The organism is Trinickia violacea, from assembly GCF_005280735.1.
Lineage (GTDB): Bacteria > Pseudomonadota > Gammaproteobacteria > Burkholderiales > Burkholderiaceae > Trinickia_A > Trinickia_A violacea.
In genome coordinates, this window is record NZ_CP040078.1 from 329,903 (window position 1) to 346,685 (window position 16,783).

Annotated in this window: 16 protein-coding genes; 13 read left to right on the forward strand and 3 right to left on the reverse strand. The window is 63.6% G+C overall.

The genetic code is table 11. The features are described from left to right. Positions 1-333: 333 nt before the first annotated feature. The 12 genes from FAZ95_RS23485 (at position 334) to FAZ95_RS23545 (ending at position 12,994) form a co-directional block, all read left to right on the forward strand. Complete coding sequence (locus FAZ95_RS23485; RefSeq protein WP_175425732.1) at positions 334-717, forward strand: DUF485 domain-containing protein; 384 nt, start codon at positions 334-336, stop codon at positions 715-717. After that, complete coding sequence (locus FAZ95_RS23490; RefSeq protein ID WP_137334928.1) at positions 714-2,249, forward strand: solute symporter family protein; 1,536 nt, start codon at positions 714-716, stop codon at positions 2,247-2,249. Before FAZ95_RS23485 ends, FAZ95_RS23490 begins: the two co-directional genes overlap by 4 nt. Positions 2,250-2,321: 72 nt before the next feature. Next, positions 2,322-3,008, forward strand: a complete 687-nt coding sequence (locus tag FAZ95_RS23495) for a haloacid dehalogenase type II (RefSeq protein ID WP_137334929.1) — start codon at positions 2,322-2,324, stop codon at positions 3,006-3,008. A 180-nt stretch (positions 3,009-3,188) separates the two neighbouring features. Then, positions 3,189-4,016 (forward strand): DUF1223 domain-containing protein, encoded by an 828-nt coding sequence (locus FAZ95_RS23500; RefSeq protein WP_137334930.1) that lies wholly within the window; start codon positions 3,189-3,191, stop codon positions 4,014-4,016. Positions 4,017-4,627: 611 nt separating this feature from the next. Beyond that, entirely contained in the window at positions 4,628-7,018 is a 2,391-nt protein-coding gene (locus FAZ95_RS23510; protein WP_137334932.1) for a bifunctional salicylyl-CoA 5-hydroxylase/oxidoreductase, read from the forward strand. Beyond that, entirely contained in the window at positions 7,015-7,794 is a 780-nt protein-coding gene (locus tag FAZ95_RS23515; protein WP_137334933.1) for an SDR family NAD(P)-dependent oxidoreductase, read from the forward strand. Before FAZ95_RS23510 ends, FAZ95_RS23515 begins: the two co-directional genes overlap by 4 nt. Then, positions 7,791-8,354, forward strand: a complete 564-nt coding sequence (locus FAZ95_RS23520; RefSeq protein WP_254700268.1) for a MarR family winged helix-turn-helix transcriptional regulator — start codon at positions 7,791-7,793, stop codon at positions 8,352-8,354. The genes FAZ95_RS23515 and FAZ95_RS23520 overlap by 4 nt, the downstream gene beginning before the upstream one ends. A 57-nt stretch (positions 8,355-8,411) precedes the next feature. Then, on the forward strand, positions 8,412-9,263 hold the full coding sequence (locus FAZ95_RS23525; protein WP_137334934.1) for an enoyl-CoA hydratase family protein: 852 nt from the start codon (positions 8,412-8,414) through the stop codon (positions 9,261-9,263). Between the two features lies 1 nt (position 9,264). Next, positions 9,265-10,470: an acyl-CoA dehydrogenase family protein gene (locus tag FAZ95_RS23530; RefSeq protein WP_137334935.1), complete on the forward strand. Its 1,206-nt coding sequence runs from the start codon at positions 9,265-9,267 to the stop codon at positions 10,468-10,470. Next, the gene (locus FAZ95_RS23535) at positions 10,467-10,934 is read left to right on the forward strand and encodes an acyl-CoA thioesterase (RefSeq protein ID WP_137334936.1); all 468 of its coding nucleotides are present in this window, start codon (positions 10,467-10,469) and stop codon (positions 10,932-10,934) included. The genes FAZ95_RS23530 and FAZ95_RS23535 overlap by 4 nt, the downstream gene beginning before the upstream one ends. Next, positions 10,931-11,326, forward strand: coding sequence for a RidA family protein (locus FAZ95_RS23540; protein WP_137334937.1), 396 nt, complete (start codon positions 10,931-10,933; stop codon positions 11,324-11,326). The genes FAZ95_RS23535 and FAZ95_RS23540 overlap by 4 nt, the downstream gene beginning before the upstream one ends. A gap of 30 nt (positions 11,327-11,356) precedes the next feature. Then, positions 11,357-12,994, forward strand: coding sequence for an AMP-binding protein (locus FAZ95_RS23545; RefSeq protein ID WP_137334938.1), 1,638 nt, complete (start codon positions 11,357-11,359; stop codon positions 12,992-12,994). Positions 12,995-13,170: 176 nt separating this feature from the next. Here the strand turns inward: FAZ95_RS23545 and FAZ95_RS23550 are convergent, their stop codons facing one another. Then, complete coding sequence (locus tag FAZ95_RS23550) at positions 13,171-13,899, reverse strand: LytR/AlgR family response regulator transcription factor (RefSeq protein ID WP_137334939.1); 729 nt, start codon at positions 13,897-13,899, stop codon at positions 13,171-13,173. Between the two features lies 1 nt (position 13,900). Then, entirely contained in the window at positions 13,901-15,091 is a 1,191-nt protein-coding gene (locus FAZ95_RS23555; protein WP_137337567.1) for a sensor histidine kinase, read from the reverse strand. A gap of 489 nt (positions 15,092-15,580) precedes the next feature. On the opposite strand from FAZ95_RS23555, the gene FAZ95_RS23560 reads away from it, so the two are divergent. Further along, positions 15,581-16,093, forward strand: a complete 513-nt coding sequence (locus FAZ95_RS23560; protein WP_137334940.1) for a hypothetical protein — start codon at positions 15,581-15,583, stop codon at positions 16,091-16,093. A 65-nt stretch (positions 16,094-16,158) separates the two neighbouring features. Here FAZ95_RS23560 and FAZ95_RS23565 read toward each other — a convergent pair whose 3' ends face one another. Continuing rightward, positions 16,159-16,779 carry a helix-turn-helix domain-containing protein gene (locus tag FAZ95_RS23565; protein WP_137337568.1) on the reverse strand — a complete coding sequence of 207 codons (621 nt, stop codon included), beginning with the start codon at positions 16,777-16,779 and terminating at the stop codon, positions 16,159-16,161. Between the last annotated feature and the right edge of the window lie 4 nt (positions 16,780-16,783).

Below are 16,783 nucleotides of genomic sequence, written 5' to 3' on the forward strand. Positions count from 1 at the left end.
CAGCGTTAACGTTGCATTCGTTTGGGGTTCTGAGGGTTATCTCGACTCGCTCGCCGAGTCAGAAATGAATCAGCCACCGTCAGGATCGGTTCGGCAGTCCACGTCACCGATCGAGTCGTAAGCCCACAATCGTGCGTCACGACCCACCCGATCGCGCCGCGATCCCTTGAGAATGCGGGGCCTCGATGGATGGAAGCACATCCTGTCATTCGCTTGGCGCGGACCTTGCTCTTGGAGCACTCAAAGCAGATGGCCGGTTACACGGCATGCTCGGTCAAACGCGCTACCGCAAGTATGTACAAAGCCCCAGTGCGGGCAAACAAGGAGACACGCATGATTGAACTTTCGCAGCAACGGCGGTTGGCACAAGCGCAACCGCCCTCACCGCCCCACACGGGTGACGATGCCCTGCCCCGGGCCAATCCCGTGCACAGCGCCAGCTTCGAGAAACTCGTCGATATCAAAGTACGATTCGTCGCGCCTGTCCTTGGGCTCAGTTTCGTTTTCATTTTCGGCACGGCGTTGCTCTCGGGCTTCGATCGTCCATTGATGGCGGAGAAAGTGGCAGGCGCTTTCAATGTCGGATACCTGCTCATTGTGTTGATGTACTGCCTAAGTTGGGCTGCGGCAACTTGGTATGTCCATGTCGCCAACCGTCGATTCGACGCGCAAGCCGAACGAGCGATCCTGGAAGCCTGCGGGAAGGAGCAATCGTGAAAGTGCTCACCGTCATCATCTTCCTGGTCATTCTGGCAGTCACAATGGCGATCACGTGGTGGGCCGCGAGACGCACGCGAACCACGAGCGAGTTTTATGCGGCAGGCGGCAACCTTTCGGCCCGTGCCAACGGCTTTGCGTTGGCCGGAGATTGGATGAGCGCTGCGGCTTTTCTTGGATTCTCCGGCCTCGTCTCGCTGTACGGCATGGACGGCTCGCTCTACGCCGTCGCCGCGCTGGTGGCGTTTCTCGTCGTCTTGATGCTCGTGGCGGAGCCCGTTCGCAATACGGGACGGTTCACGTTTGGCGATGTCATCGACGAGCGGATGCGCAGCCGTCACGCGCGACTCGCAGCGGTGCTCGGCACAGTGGTCGTCAATCTTGCCTACATGGTCCCGCAAATGGCGGGGGCCGGCGCGTTGATCAAGCTGCTGCTCGGCGTCTCCTATGACGTCGCCGTTGTTCTTGTCGGCATCGGCATGATCATCTATGTGCTGTTCGGAGGCATGATCGCGACCACCTGGGTGCAGATCGTGAAGGCTGTGCTGCTGTTGGCCGCGGCGATCGTCCTCGTCTTGATGCTGCTCGCCGCCGTGCACTTCGACCCGCTCTCGCTTTTTGCATCCGTCGAACACTTGTACGGTCCCGGTATGCTCACAGCAGGCGGCTATTTCAAGCATCCGCTCGATCCGCTGTCGCTGTTCCTGTCGTTCATGTTCGGCGTCGCCGGATTGCCGCACATCATGACGCGTTTCTACACCGTGCCGGATGCACGCGCGGCAAGAAAGTCCGTCCTGTGGCTGATGTTTCTCGCCGGCAGTTTCTTCCTCGTCACGACATTGATCGGATTCGCGTCGGCAACATTCGTCGGACAGGCGACGATCCGCGCCGCCGACAAGGGCGGGAATCTCGCGCTGCCGCTGCTTGCCCAATACCTCGGGGGCGGACCGGGTACGTTCGGCGGACAGATCTTCCTCGCGTCGATCTGCGCCATCGCGTTCGCAGCCATCCTCGCAGTCGTGGCCGGTCTGACGCTCGCGTCGTCCGGAGCCATCGCGCATGATCTTTACGTGAACGTCATACGTTCAGGAAAGGTCTCCGAACACGAACAAGTTCGCGTCGCGAGGACTGCAACCCTCGTGGTTGGAGTGCTCGCTGTCCTCCTTGGGTTGCTGGCGCAAGGGATCAACGTGGGCGTGCTGGTGATCCTTGCGATCGCAGTCGCAGCCTCGTCCAATTTCCCGGTCATCCTGCTATCCATATTCTGGCGCCGCTTCAACACCGCCGGCGTCATTGGAGGCGTCCTGGCCGGACTGGTTTCGTCGGTGGTCCTCGCATTCATCGGGCCCGCCATCATGAAGGGCCACGCCATTTTCCCCATCGTGAACCCGACCGTCCTCAGCATGCCCATCGGCTTTCTGGGGGCGTGGCTCGGAACCTTGCTCGGCGGCCGGGATCCGGAAAACGAAGCACGGTTCGATGCGTTCGTTTTCAAGACTCACACCGGTTTCAACCTCGGCGAGCGCCGCTGATCGGCAGTCGCGACGTCTTTCATTGCAACGCGGCCTTTTGGCCGACCACACCTACTCTTCTGGAGAAATCAGATGAAGCACATCGAGGGTATCGTTTTCGATCTTTACGGAACGCTGTACGACGTTCATTCCGTTGCGGGACGCTGCAGCGAATACTTTCCCGGGCGCGGACTGGAAATCAGCTTGATATGGCGGCAAAAGCAGCTCGAATACACGTGGCTGCGCAGCTTGATGGGGCACTACCTTTCCTTCGAGGAAGCAACCGAGCATGCGTTGCTCTATACGTGCAAGCATTTGAAGCTGCCGCTGAATGACGAAGCACGGCGAACGCTCTGCGACGCATATCTGAAGATCCAACCCTTCCCCGAGGTGCATGCCGCGCTCGCCGAACTCCAGTCGATGGGTCTGCCGCTCGCGATTCTCTCGAACGGATCCGTGAATTCGATCCGAAACGTGGTCGGCCATTCGGGATTGACATCGCGCTTCGCGCATCTCATCAGCGTGGAGACCGTCGAAGTCTTCAAGCCGCACCCGAATGTCTACCACTTGGCGGAAAAGGCGTTCGATCTGCACCGCTCGCAAATCCTGTTCGTCTCCTCGAACGCATGGGATGCATCAGGTGCACGACATTTCGGCTTTCCAGTCTGCTGGATCAACCGCACAGGCAATACGTTCGATGAACTTGGCCAAACGCCGGATCACGTCATCAACAGTCTCGATCAGTTGCCGCGCTTGTTGAAGCAGACGCACACCGCGTGATCCACAACCGCGCGGTTTGCCCCCGCGCGGCCGAATCTCGTCTTGCGATGACGGACGACGTCGGCCGGTGTTTCCGGCCTCCGCCCGAGCGCAGCAATAAAATTTTCGCTGCGTGTGTCATATCGGCTCCGCTCGTTCGACAAACGGACTGTAACGACGATCCACAATCGGGAGACTGTCATGCAACTGTTGGCTAATCGATCGACTGGCAAACGGCTGGCGCGGTGTTGCGCACTATTTGTCACGCTGGCGGTGAGTGGATTGGCACAGGCGGCTACTGCCATTTGCACGGCACACAGCCCCGCGCACCGAGTCGCGCTGGTCGAGTTGTACAGCAGCGAAGGCTGCGACGACTGTCCGCCCGCGGACCATTGGCTCAGCCAGTGGAAAGCCGGCGGGCAGTCGACAGGCATCGTGCCGCTCGCGCTGCATGTGGACTACTGGGACGGCCTCGGTTGGAAGGACCGCTTCGCGAATCATGCGTTCACGGAGCGTCAGCAGCGTTTGGCCAACATCGCAAGCAGCCCCACTGTCTACACGCCTGAAGTATTCGTGTCGGGGAAGGAGCTGCGCAGCTGGTCGGACGCTGCGAGCTTCGCAAGCCGCGTCGAGGCCGTCGACGCCGAGCCGGCACCGGCCGACATCGAACTCAGTCTGGCCCCGGCGCAGACCAGCGCACCAGGGAACTACGACCTTGATGCGCGCTTTCAGTCGCGTGTGAAAGAAGTCGGACCCTTGAATGCCTATGTCGCGGTCTACGAGAACGGGCTGACTTCACATGTGCTGGCCGGTGAAAACGGAGGCGCGACCTTGCACCATGAACGCGTGGTGCGGCAATGGATCGGGCCGGTATCGCTCGCCGGCGGCGCCGCGCACATTCGCCAGGTGGTCGCAATCGGAACACCTGGAGCCGCGCTGCCGGCGAATCAGTACGGTGTTGCCGCGTTCGTCGAAAGCGGCAATACCGGCGAGGTCCTGCAAGCGGCTGACCTCACGTCGTGTCAATGATGAGGTCGCTGCTAAGTCACCATGAGATCGCCATTCTGTTTCTACTGCTTGATGCGCCCAACCAGGTGCCGCCTGGCGATCCCGATGCGATCGCTCTTCAAGAAGCCAGCCTCGTCGAAATCGTCCCTACGGCTTTCGACGAGGGCGGATTTCGGCTAACGCCGGCCGGGGCGGAGCTACTCCGTCGTCTAGGCATGACCGCGGGTTGAAATCCAAATTGGTTCGTGCCGCAATCAGCGATCGCGGATGTGGAAGTCGGTACGGGTCGAGAGCAGCAACACGTGAGGTGGCCGTCGAGGGATGGGTCCGGGCGTAGATATATGTTTGCTATCGCGAGCATCGAACCACATCCAGGCACGCTCATGCGGGTTACCGAAAACCGGGAGTCCACGTGGCATTTCAGGGCGCGAAGCTCGTGATGGGCGTATGCAATGCTGAGCGCGCGGAGACGCCCCGCAGGCGAGAGATGCCGTGATCCTGTCTGGCTTAGGGCAATGCGCTGATTTCAAGGATTACAGCTTCATATCGACCTGAACTGGCCCCATACCAATTTACTTGACACCTAAAATATCTACGACTAAATTAAACCCAACACCACGCGAGGAGCGAGCATGCGCATCGTCTGCATCGGGGGCGGTCCGGCCGGGCTGTATTTCGGGTTGTTGATGAAGCTGCAGAATCCGGCTCACGACATTTCGGTCATCGAGCGCAACCGCCCGTACGACACGTTCGGCTGGGGCGTCGTGTTCTCCGACCAGACGCTCGGCAACCTGCGCGCCGCCGACGCCAAGAGCGCCGACATGATCCTCGACGCGTTCAACCACTGGGACGACATCGAGATCCACTTCCGCGGCAGCAAAGTGCGCTCCTCCGGCCACGGTTTTTGCGGCATCGGCCGCAAGCGTCTCCTGAACATCCTGCAGGCGCGCTGCGAAGAGCTCGGCGTGAAGCTGGTCTTCGAAACCAGCGTGACGAACGACGATGCCTACGACGCCGACCTGATCATCGCTTGCGACGGCGCCAATAGCGCCATCCGCCAGAAATACGCGGCGACCTATCAGCCCGATATCGACCTGCGCGACTGCCGCTTCGTATGGCTCGGCACGAACAAGCTGTTCGACGCGTTCACGTTCGCGTTCGAAAAAACCGAATGGGGCTGGTTTCAGGCGCACGCGTACCGCTTCGACGATCAAACGTCGACCTTCATCGTGGAGGCGCCCGAGCGCGTGTGGCGCGCCGCCGGCCTCGACACGATGAGCAAGGAAGACAGCATCGCGTTCTGCGAGCGGCTCTTCGCGAAGTATCTCGACGGTCATCCGCTCATGTCGAACGCCGCGCACCTGCGCGGCTCGTCGCAATGGATTCGCTTTCCGCGCGTCGTCAATCGGCAATGGGTGCATCGCAAGCCGCGCGCCAACGGCGGCACCACCTCCGTCGTATTGATGGGCGACGCCGCGCACACGGCGCATTTCTCGATCGGTTCCGGCACCAAGCTCGCGCTCGAAGACGCGATCGAGCTCGCCACCAGCATCGCCGCGCACCCGGGCCATCTCGACGCCGCGCTCGATCACTACACCGACGTGCGCAGTGTCGACGTGCTGCGCATCCAGAACGCCGCGCGCAATTCGACGGAGTGGTTCGAGCACGTCGATCGCTATGCCTCGTTCGCACCCGAGCAATTCGCGTATTCGCTCCTCACGCGCTCGCAGCGCATCTCGCACGAAAACCTGCGCACGCGCGACGCGCACTATGTGTCGTCGTTCGAGAATTGGCTAGCGTCGCACGCGGCCGGTACGAGGCACGATGCCGACGCGCACAGCACCCATGCACGTTCGATTCCGCCGATGTTCACACCGTTCACGCTGCGCGGCGTGACGCTGAAAAATCGCGTGGTGGTGTCGCCGATGGCGCAGTACTCCGCGGTCGACGGCATCGCGGGCGACTATCACTTGATGCACCTCGGCGCGCGCGCCATGGGCGGTGCCGCGCTCGTGATGACGGAGATGACTTGCGTGTCGCCCGAAGCGCGCATCACGCCCGGATGCCCCGGCATGTACGCACCGGAGCATTTAAAAGCATGGCGCCGGATCGTCGACTTCGTACACGCGAACTCGGACGCGAAGATCGGCATGCAGCTGGGCCACGCGGGCGCGAAGGCATCGACGCGCGTGAGCTGGGAAGGCATCGATCTGCCGCTGCCGGAAGGCAACTGGCCGCTCGTATCCGCATCGCCGCAGCAATATTTGAAAGACGTCAGCCAATGGTCGCGCGAGGCAAGCCGCGAGGACCTGCGCGCAATCACGCAGCAATTCGTGCGTGCCACGGAAATGGCCGAAGAAGCGGGCTTCGACTGGCTTGAATTGCACTGCGCGCACGGCTACTTCCTGTCGAGCTTCCTCTCGCCGCTCACGAATCATCGCACCGACGACTACGGCGGCTCGCTCGCCAATCGCCTGCGCTATCCCCTCGAAGTCTTCGCGGCGATCCGCAAAGTCTGGCCGCAGCACAAGCCGATTTCGGTGCGTATTTCGGCGCACGATTGGGTCGACGGCGGCACCACGCCCGACGACGCGGTCGAGATCGCGCGCGCGTTCAAGGCAGCGGGCGCGGACATGATCGACGTGTCGTCGGGCCAGGTCAGCAAGGAAGAGAAACCCGTATTCGGCCGCATGTTCCAAACGCCGTTCTCGGATCGCGTCCGCAACGAGGCAGGCATCGCGACGATCGCGGTCGGCGCGATCTCCGAAGCCGATCACGTCAACAGCATCATCGCGGCGGGCCGCGCCGACTTGTGCGCGGTCGCGCGGCCGCATCTCGCGAACCCGGCATGGACGCTCACCGAAGCGGCCAAGATCGGCTATTTCGACGTGATATGGCCGAAGCAATACACGGCGGCGAAATCGCAGCTCGAACGCAATCTCGAGCGCGAGCGCGCCATCGCCGAACAGAACGTGCGCGCGACGCCGCTCGAACGCGCGCAGCGTGCGGAGGAAATGGTATGAGCGTGCGAACGCTGGCGGACAAACACGCCGTCGTCACAGGCGGCGGCAGCGGCATCGGCGCGGCGACAGCCGAGGCGCTCTTGCGTGCAGGCGCTCGCGTCACGCTAATGGGCCGCGACGCGGCCCGGCTCGATGCGCAACGCGCGCGCCTTGCGGAGTTCGGCGAGGTCGCGTGCGTCGGCGTCGATGTCACGCAAGCGGAATCGGTTGCGGATGCATTCGCCGCAGCGAGCCAAACGTTCGGCGTCGTCGACGTGCTCGTCAACAACGCAGGACAAGCCAAAGCCGCGCCGTTCGCTAGGACCGACATGGCGTTGTGGCAGCAGATGCTCGACGTCAATCTCACCGGCGTCTTTCTCTGCACGCAAGCCGTGCTTCCGGCCATGATCGAGCGGCGTGACGGCCGCATCGTCAACGTCGCGAGCACGGCGGGACAGATCGGCTATCCCTACGTCGCCGCCTATTGCGCGGCGAAGCACGGCGTGATCGGTCTCACGCGCTCGCTCGCGCTCGAAGTGGCGAGCAAAGGCGTAACGGTCAACGCGGTCTGCCCCGGCTACACCGAAACCGATTTGCTGCGCGAATCGCTCGATCAAATCATCGCGAAGACTGGCCGAAGCGAAGCGGAAGCACGCGCATCGCTCGTGCAAAACAACCCGCAGCAGCGCTTCGTCACGCCCGGCGAAGTCGCGCACGCGGTGCTGTGGCTTTGCCAGCCCGAATCCGGTTCGATCACCGGCCAATCGATATCTGTCTCAGGCGGAGAAGTCACGTGACCCAACGCTCCAACGCGACTGCAAAAAAGAAAACCGGTGCGGCAGTGAGCGACGCCCGCAAAGGCACGCCGAAGCCGGCCGACAACGTCGTCGATCTCGAGATGAGCACCGGCGCCGATAGTCACATGGGCCTGCGCCTCTGGCTGCGCATGCTGACGACGACCAACCTCGTGCAAGCCGAATTGCGCCGGCGCCTGCGCGCGGAATTCGATACCACGCTGCCGCGCTTCGATCTGATGGCGCAGCTCGAGCGCCATCCCGAGGGCCTGAAGATGAGCGAGATTTCGCGCCGTCTGATGGTGACGGGCGGCAACGTGACCGGCATTACCGATCAGTTGGAAAAGGAAGGGCTCGTCGCGCGCGATGCCGATCCGAACGACCGGCGTGCGTTCAGCGTGCGCTTGACGCCCGCGGGCCGCGAGCTGTTCGACCGGATGGCGGTCGCGCACGAGCAATGGGTCGTCGAGCTGTTCGGCGGCCTCGGCCTCGACGAAAAATCGAAGATGCATCAGCGCCTCGGCAAGCTGAAGAAGCATCTGGTCGATAACCTGAAGAGTTGATTAGCGCGCTTCGTTGCGTTCACAACGAATCCGCTTGGCGCTTGGAGAGAGACACTTATGACAGCATCCGCCGCAGACGGCCTCTTTGCGGGCAATCGCACGACGCTCGCCCAGTACGAAGCGCGCCACTTTGGCTGGTCGGTGCGCGACCGCGTCGCCACGATCACGCTGAATCGCCCCGAACGCAAGAACCCGCTTACTTTCGAATCGTATGCGGAGCTGCGCGATCTCTTTCGCCAACTCGCGTACGCAACCGATATCAAAGCGGTCGTGTTTCACGGTGCGGGCGAAAACTTCTGCTCGGGTGGCGACGTGCATGAAATCATCGGCCCGCTGATTGGCTTGCCGATGCCGGAACTCTTGATGTTCACGCGCATGACGGGCGATCTCGTCAAGGCGATGCGCCATTGTCCGCAGCCGATCATCGCGGCCGTCGATGGCGTCTGCGCCGGCGCCGGCGCGATCGTCGCGATGGCTTCCGACATGCGCTACGGCACCGCGCGCAGCAAGCTCGCGTTCCTCTTCACGCGCGTCGGCCTCGCGGGCTGCGACATGGGCGCTTGCGCGATCCTGCCGCGCATCATCGGCCAGGGACGCGCGTCCGAGCTGCTGTTCACGGGACGCTCGGCGAGCGGCGAAGAAGGCTACGCGTGGGGGTTCTACAACCGCTTGTGCGAACCGTCCGAATTGGTTGCGGACGCAACCAAACTCGCAGCGGACATGGCTTCCGGCCCGACGTTCGCGCACGGCATCACGAAGAAGATGCTGCATCAGGAATGGAACATGGGCGTTGACGAAGCCATCGAGGCTGAAGCGCAGGCGCAGGCGATCTGCATGGCGACGCACGATTTCGAGCGTGCGTATCGCGCGTTTGCGGCAAAAACGCGGCCGGTATTCGAAGGGGACTGACGTGGGCGTATACGACCATTCCTCCAACGCGCTCGACTGGCCGTTCTTCGAAGACCATCATCGCGCGCTCGCTGCGGATCTCGACGCTTGGGCCGTCAAGCATCTGTCGCACGTCCCGCACGATGCGGCATCGGTCGACGACACCTGCCGCCATCTCGTTCGCGAACTCGGCGCGGCCGGATGGCTGCGCTACGGCGTGGGCGGCAAAGCCCACGGCGGCCACGGCGACGCGATCGACACGCGCGCCGTCTGCCTGCTGCGCGAAACGCTCGCGAAGCATTCGGGTCTCGCGGACTTCGCGCTCGCCATGCAAGGGCTCGGTTCGGGCGCGATCTCGCTCGCCGGCACCGATGAGCAGAAGCAGCGCTATCTCCCGCGCGTCGCAAACGGCACCGCGATTGCAGCGTTCGCGCTCTCCGAACCCGAAGCGGGCTCGGATGTCGCCGCAATGGCGCTCGCCGCGCGCGACGACGGCGACGCCTACGTGCTCGACGGCGAAAAAACCTGGATCTCGAACGGCGGCATCGCCGATTTCTATGTCGTCTTCGCGCGCACTGGCGAAGCGCCCGGCGCGCGCGGCATCACCGCGTTCATCGTCGATGCCGATACGCCGGGCCTCACGACCGCCGAACGCATCGACGTCATCGCGCCGCATCCGCTGGCGCGCCTCAAGTTCGAAAGCGCGCGCGTACCGAAGCGCCAAATGCTCGGCGCGCCCGCCGAAGGCTTCAAGCTCGCGATGCGCACGCTCGATATTTTCCGCACGTCGGTTGCGGCGGCATCGCTGGGTTTCGCGCGGCGCGCGATGCATGAAGCACTTTCGCGCGCTTCATCGCGCCGCATGTTCGGCCAGACGCTCGGCGACTTTCAATTGACGCAGGCGAAGCTCGCGCAGATGGCGCTCACGATCGACAGCGCCGCACTCCTCGTCTACCGCGCCGCCTGGCTGCGCGATCAAGGCAAGAGCGTGACGCGCGAAGCCGCGATGGCGAAGTGGCACGCGAGCGAAGGCGCGCAGCAGGTGATCGATGCGGCCGTGCAGATCTGGGGCGGCAAGGGCGTGCAAAGCGGCGTGACAGTCGAGCAGTTGTATCGCGAGATTCGCGCATTGCGCATTTACGAAGGCGCGACGGAGGTGCAGCAGCTGATCGTCGGACGCGATCTGCTGAAGGCGTACCAAGCGTCCTTGCAGGAGACTTCGCAATGAGCGTCGATGGGCATCAAGCAGCCGGTTTCGAACGGCCCGTACGCATCCGCTTCGCACACTGCGATCCGGCGGGCATCGTGTTCTTTCCGCAGTACCTGACGCTGACCAACGGTCTCGTCGAAGACTGGTTCACCGACGAACTCGGCATCGACTACGCGCACATGATTAGCGAACGCCGCGTCGGCCTGCCGATCGTCAAGCTCGACTGCGAGTTTTCCAGGCCGAGCCGCATGGGCGAAACGATCACGCTCGCGCTCGCCGTGAAGACCATCGGACGGCGCTCGATCGGCATCGAAATCACCGGCAGGCTCGGCGATGAAATCCGTTTTCGCGCGACCCAGGCGCTCGTGACGACATCGCTCGAATCGGGCGTATCGATCGACATCCCCGGCGATATCCGCGCCGCGCTCACGCGCTTTGTTGCGCACGCAACGAATCTCCTGGCGGAGGAAAAGTCATCATGAAAAAACCGCTCTTACCGCAAGGCTGGATCAAGCCGCGCGGCTATGCCAACGGCGTCGCCGCGCGCGGCACGCAGGTGTTCATCGCCGGACAGATCGGCTGGGACGAAACCGAAACGTTCCAGTCGGACGAATTCGGCAGCCAAGCACGGCAGGCGCTCGCGAACATCGTCGCGGTGCTCGGCGCGGCGGGCGGCCGCCCCGAGCACATCGTCCGCATGACCTGGTACGTGACGGACAAGCGCGAATATCTCGCGGCGCTCAAAGACGTCGGCCAGGCGTTTCGCGAGCTGATCGGCGACTACGACATCGCGATGAGCGCGGTGCAAGTCGCGGCGCTCATCGAAGACAAAGCGAAAGTTGAAATCGAAGCCACTGCGGTGATCCCCGATTAGGTGATCTCGCCAACCCGGAGCCGATAAGCCATGGAACCGTCAGCCCACGTCGATACGTTTGCTCGCGACAGCCTGCCGCCGCAGGACCAATGGCCGGAATTGCTGCTCGACACGCCTGACGTCGCCTACCCTGCCCGCTTCAACTGCGCGAGCGAGCTGCTCGACCGCACGATCGAAGCAGGCCACGGCGAACGCGTTGCGATCTGGTCGGATGTAGACGAAAAACCGCATGCGACGACCTACGGTGAGCTGCTTGCGCTCGTCAACCGCACCGCACACGTGCTCATCGACGAGATGGGCCTGCAGCCGGGCAACCGCGTGCTGCTGCGCGGCCCGAACACGCTGCAGATGGCGGTGGCATTTCTCGCGAGCCTGAAAGCGGGGCTCGTCGTCGTGCCGACCATGCCGCTCTTGCGCGCGAAGGAACTCAAGCAGATCGTCGACAAAGCGAAGATCAGCGCCGCGCTGTGCGACGCGCGCTTGATCGATGAATTGGCGAAATGCCGCGAACCCGGCGGAGAATTCTTTTGCCCCGATCTCGCGCAGGTTCGCCTTTTCCACTGCAATACGCCCGATTCGCTCGACACGCTCGCCACCGGCAAATCCGACGTGTTCACGGCCTGCGACACCGCCGCCGACGATGTCTGCCTCATCGCCTTCACGAGCGGCACGACGGGTGCGCCCAAAGGCTGCATGCATTTCCATCGCGATGTGCTGGCGATGTGCGACCTGTTCCCGCGCCACGTGCTGAAGCCGACCGCCGAGGACGTGTTCTGCGGTACGCCGCCGCTCGCGTTCACGTTCGGGCTTGGCGGCCTCTTGTGCTTCCCCCTGCGCGTGGGCGCATCGACCGTGCTCATCGAAAAACTCACGCCGGAAACGCTGCTGCAGACGATCGAGCGCTATCGAGCGACGATCATGTTCACCGCGCCGACGTTCTACCGCCAGATGGCCCCGCTCGCCGCCCGTTTCGATATCTCGACGCTCAGCAAAACGGTATCGGCCGGCGAAGCGCTGCCCGATTCGACGCGCCAGCTCTGGCGCGATGCGACCGGCATCGAGATGATCGACGGCATCGGCGGCACGGAAATGATCCATATCTTCATCTCGTCGGCGGCAGCGGACGTGCGCCGCCATGCCATCGGCAAAGCCATCCCCGGCTACACGGTCCAGGCGGTCGACGACGCGATGCAGCCGGTGCCCGCCGGCACGGTCGGCAAGCTCGCAGTGCGCGGGCCGACCGGTTGCCGCTATCTCGCGGACGAGCGCCAAATGAAATTCGTGCGCGACGGCTGGAATCTTCCCGGCGACGCGGTCTATCTCGACGAAGACGGCTACGTCTTCTATCAGGCGCGCGCCGACGACATGATTGTTTCGGCGGGCTACAACATCTCGGGGCCGGAAGTCGAAGACGTGCTGATGAAGCACGAAGCGGTGGCGGAATGCGGTGTGGTCGGCGTGCCGGACGAGGAGCGCGGGCAGATCGTGAAGGCGTTTGTCGTCGTCAAGCCGGGGTATGCGGCGAGCGACGAGCTTGTCGCCGAGTTGCAGGCGTTCGTGAAAAGCACGGTCGCGCCGTACAAGTACCCGCGTGTGATCCGCTTTCTCGATGCACTGCCGCGCACGGAGACCGGGAAGTTGAAGCGGTTTGCGCTGCGCTCGATGTGATGCACGAGCGGCCGATTCGAGCGCAATGCGCCGGCCGGGCCGGCGGCTGGAGGGCGGGGCAACCTTTGTGCGCATAAAGTGTGCATACGCCCAGCCGCGCCAATCGGCACGGGCACCGTGAGCGAGCACTAACTTTCGCGCTGAATCGCTGCCCGCCTTGCGTTACCCACCGCTGCCTACATCTGCTTGAACAACCCCACATACGCCCGGCTCACCGGCAGCACGTCCGTGTGATTGCGCAAATGAATGTGCAACCGCCCGAACAGATCGCGCTCGACGCGATCGATCGCCGCGTACGAAACAATGACGCTGCGGTGCACCTGCGCGAATTTGGCGGTGTCGAGCCGCTGCAGCAACTCCTTGAGCGGCGTGCGGATGATGTGCCGGCGCTCGGCCGTGACGACTTCGGTGTATTTGTCGGTCGCCTGGAAATACAGCACGTCTTCGACCGATACCAGATGCGTCGTGTCTTTCAGGCCGACCGTCAGCCATTGGATCGGCGCGTGGTCCTTCTCCGAAGACGCGCCCACCCCCGAGACCGCCTGCGGCACGACCCCGTCACGCTGCAGCTTGGCGATACAGCGCAACAACCGCTCGTCGTTGAGCGGCTTGAGGAGATAGTCCGCCGCCGAGGTGTCGAACGCCTGCACCGCGTATTCGTCGTAGGCCGTCACGAACACCACGCGCACCGCAGGCAGCAGCCGCGCGATTTCCAAGCCGTCGACGCCCGGCATGCGAATGTCGAGAAACGCGTAGTCGGGCTGCTTGGCGTTCAATTCGGCGAGCGCCTCCACGCCGTTGCGCGGCATAGCGACGATCTCCAGCTCCGGCCAGTACTTCGCCAAGCGCGAAGCCAGTTCGGCGGCGAGATTCGGTTCGTCGTCCGCGATCAGGGCGGTCGGCATATCAGCGGATCGGAATGCGCAAAGTCGCGGTGACGCCCCGCGCGGCGTTGAACGTCCGGGTGCCGGCGGCAAGGCTCGCGGCGGCGGCCGGAGCGTCGAGCAGCGCACTGCCGCTTGGAGCGGTCGCATCGCCGGCCAGCGAACTGCCCTCCGGGCCATAGACACCGCCCACCGCACCGGTATTGTTCACGATCGTCAATCGTCCCGCCTCACCGTACAAGCTGTTGAGCCGCGCCCGAACGTTCGACAACCCGACGCCGCCGTGCAAATTCTTGTTATGGCCGAGCCCCATGCCGGTATCGATCACGCTCAGCTCCAGCATGGCTCCGTCGCGCTTGGCCGTGACCAGGATCTCGCCGCCGTCGATGGCCGGCTCGATGCCGTGCAGCAGCGCATTCTCGACGAGCGGCTGCAGCAGCAACGGCGGCAAAGTGAGCTGTCGCAGCGCGTCGGGCACCGAAATTCGATAGCGCAGCCGGTCGCCGAGCCGCATCGACGCGATATGCAGCAATGCGTCGACGAGTTCCAGTTCTTCGGCAAGCGCGGAAGCCGGCTTGCGCGTGCGTCCGAGGCTCGCGCGCAAGTATCGGTTCAGGCTGTCGAGCATCGCGGACGCGCGCGCCGGGTCGCGTTCAATCAGGCTCTGCACGTTCGCGAGCGTGTTGAACAGAAAATGCGGCTCGATTTGCGCCTGCAGCAGCGCGAGGCGCGCGGCCGTTTCCGATTGGCGCAGCTCGGCGGCTTCGCGGCGTTCGGTTTCGAGCGTCGCGCGCATTTGTGCGGACTGGTAGAACAGCGAAAACAGCGAAACGCAGGCCGCCGCCACGAGAAACGAAGGCGCGAAGTTGATCCACGTCGCGAGCTTCGCATGCTCGATGAGGCTCGGTATATGGCCGATCGTCCTTGCCGTGATTTCGACACCGATCACGACAGCCAACGGCGCGACGATCAATACCCGCGGCACGACTCCGATTGGCCGCTTCGTGATCCGGTTCAACAGCCAGCTGATGAAACAGGCCGTCAAGCCGATTGCATTGCTGATCACGAAATACGGCAGCACGGGGTCATGCTGCGACTTCGTCCAGAAGGCGATGCCGATCAGGCTGTTGGCCAACACGATCCCAACCCAGTACAGAACCTTGCTTCCGTACCGGGATTTGGCGAATCGCGTCGACGCGAGCTTGCTTTGCATGGTGTGAAGAAAAGAACTGCCGATGACGCCACTGTAAATGCAGCTTGTCGCCAGGTGGGAGCCGCGCGACGAAACGCACGGCAGGCCGATCAGCGGCGCAACGGCGCGACGGGCGGCTGACCGGCATGTCGTGCCGTCGCGGCGTCCGAGCGCGGGCACGAACCGCGAGGCGTCAAGCGCGCCGGCGAGACCCGCCGCGCACAAAACCAGCACGCCGTCCTGCCGTCATCCGCCCCTAAAAAACCGCCACGCTCCATCAGCGAACTTGACCAATTATCGGCGTCCAGCGCGCTTCGTCGCAAACCTCCACCACCCGGCCGCCCCACCGCTAGAGTCACGACTCTCGCTGTGGGCCTGAAGTAAGCGCTGAAGCGCTAACTTCAGACAACCGCAGCATGGGCCCCGAGTAAGCGCTAAAGCGCTAACTCGGGTCGACAACCAAAGTCCAGCGCCATCCCGCGCGGACGCCAACCGACCCGAGGTGTTGCCATGCGGCCCATCCCCACGTCCGCCATCGTCGCGCTAGCCATTGTGATTGTCGTCGGCGTCCAGCGCCTTTATCCGCGCACGGTGCGCCCCGAGCGCATGATCGTCTTTCCGCTTCTGTTGGTGCTGTTCGGCGCCAACAGCCTGTACGCCCTATTTCCCGGCGCCGATCCGGCCTACGCGGCGGCGGCCGTGCTCGCGTGCGGCGTGGGCATGCTGCTCGGCTGGGTACACGCCGCGCGCTGGCAAGTTCACTTCGACGCGGCGAAGCGGCTCGTGCGCGTGCCCGGCGATCCAAGCCTGCTGGCGATTCTGCTGGTGACGTACGGCGCGCATTTCTTCCTGCACTTCGCGGTCGAGTCGCATCAGCCGTGGGCAGCGAGCGGCGGGTTCGAATTCGTGTCGTTTGCCGCGTGGGGGTTGCTTGCGGGCATGCCGCTCGGCCGATCCACGAATGTGCTGCTGCGCTACATGCGGATCGAAAACGGGCGCGGCTCCGCGCCGACGCTCGAGTGATACGGCGTGAGCGCGTGCGCCCAGGGCCAAGCGAGCGCGCGCTCAGCCGCGCATAGCGCGTCCGCCTACAGCAAGCTCGGCGTCCCCACCCACATCAGCACCGCCTCCGCCTCGCCGTTGTTGTCCCAGCGATGCGGATCGGTCGACGTGTAGTGCGCGGCGTCCCCGGGACCAAATGCGAATGACTTGCCTTTGAGCGTCAGCGTCGGGTTGCCGGAAATGACATACCAGAACTGCTCGCCGGCGATCGTCGCGACTTCGGCGAATTGCCGCCCCGCCGGAATCCGCACGAGCAGCGCTTCGATGAGACCGTCGTCGACGACGCGCGTCAGCCGCGCGAACAGGTTGCCCGTGTCGGCAAAGCCGAAATAGCGCATCTCGCCGCCGCGCAGGACAAAGCGCGCGTCGCGCGGCGCGTCGAAGAAATATTGCAGCGACACGCCGAGCGCACCCGCGATGCCGAGCAGCGTCGCCACCGACGGGCGCGCGCGTCCACGCTCGACCTGCGACAGGAACGGCTTCGAGATGCCCGCGAGCGCGGCGGTTTCGTCGAGCGTCAGCAGCAGGCGCTTTCGCAGCGCGCGGATCTTGCCGCCGATCGCATCGAACAGCTGCGCGTCGTCGCGCTCGCTGCGCTCGTTGCGCTTAGCAGCCGCGTTCGGGCTATCGGCATCGGGAAACGTCATTTCA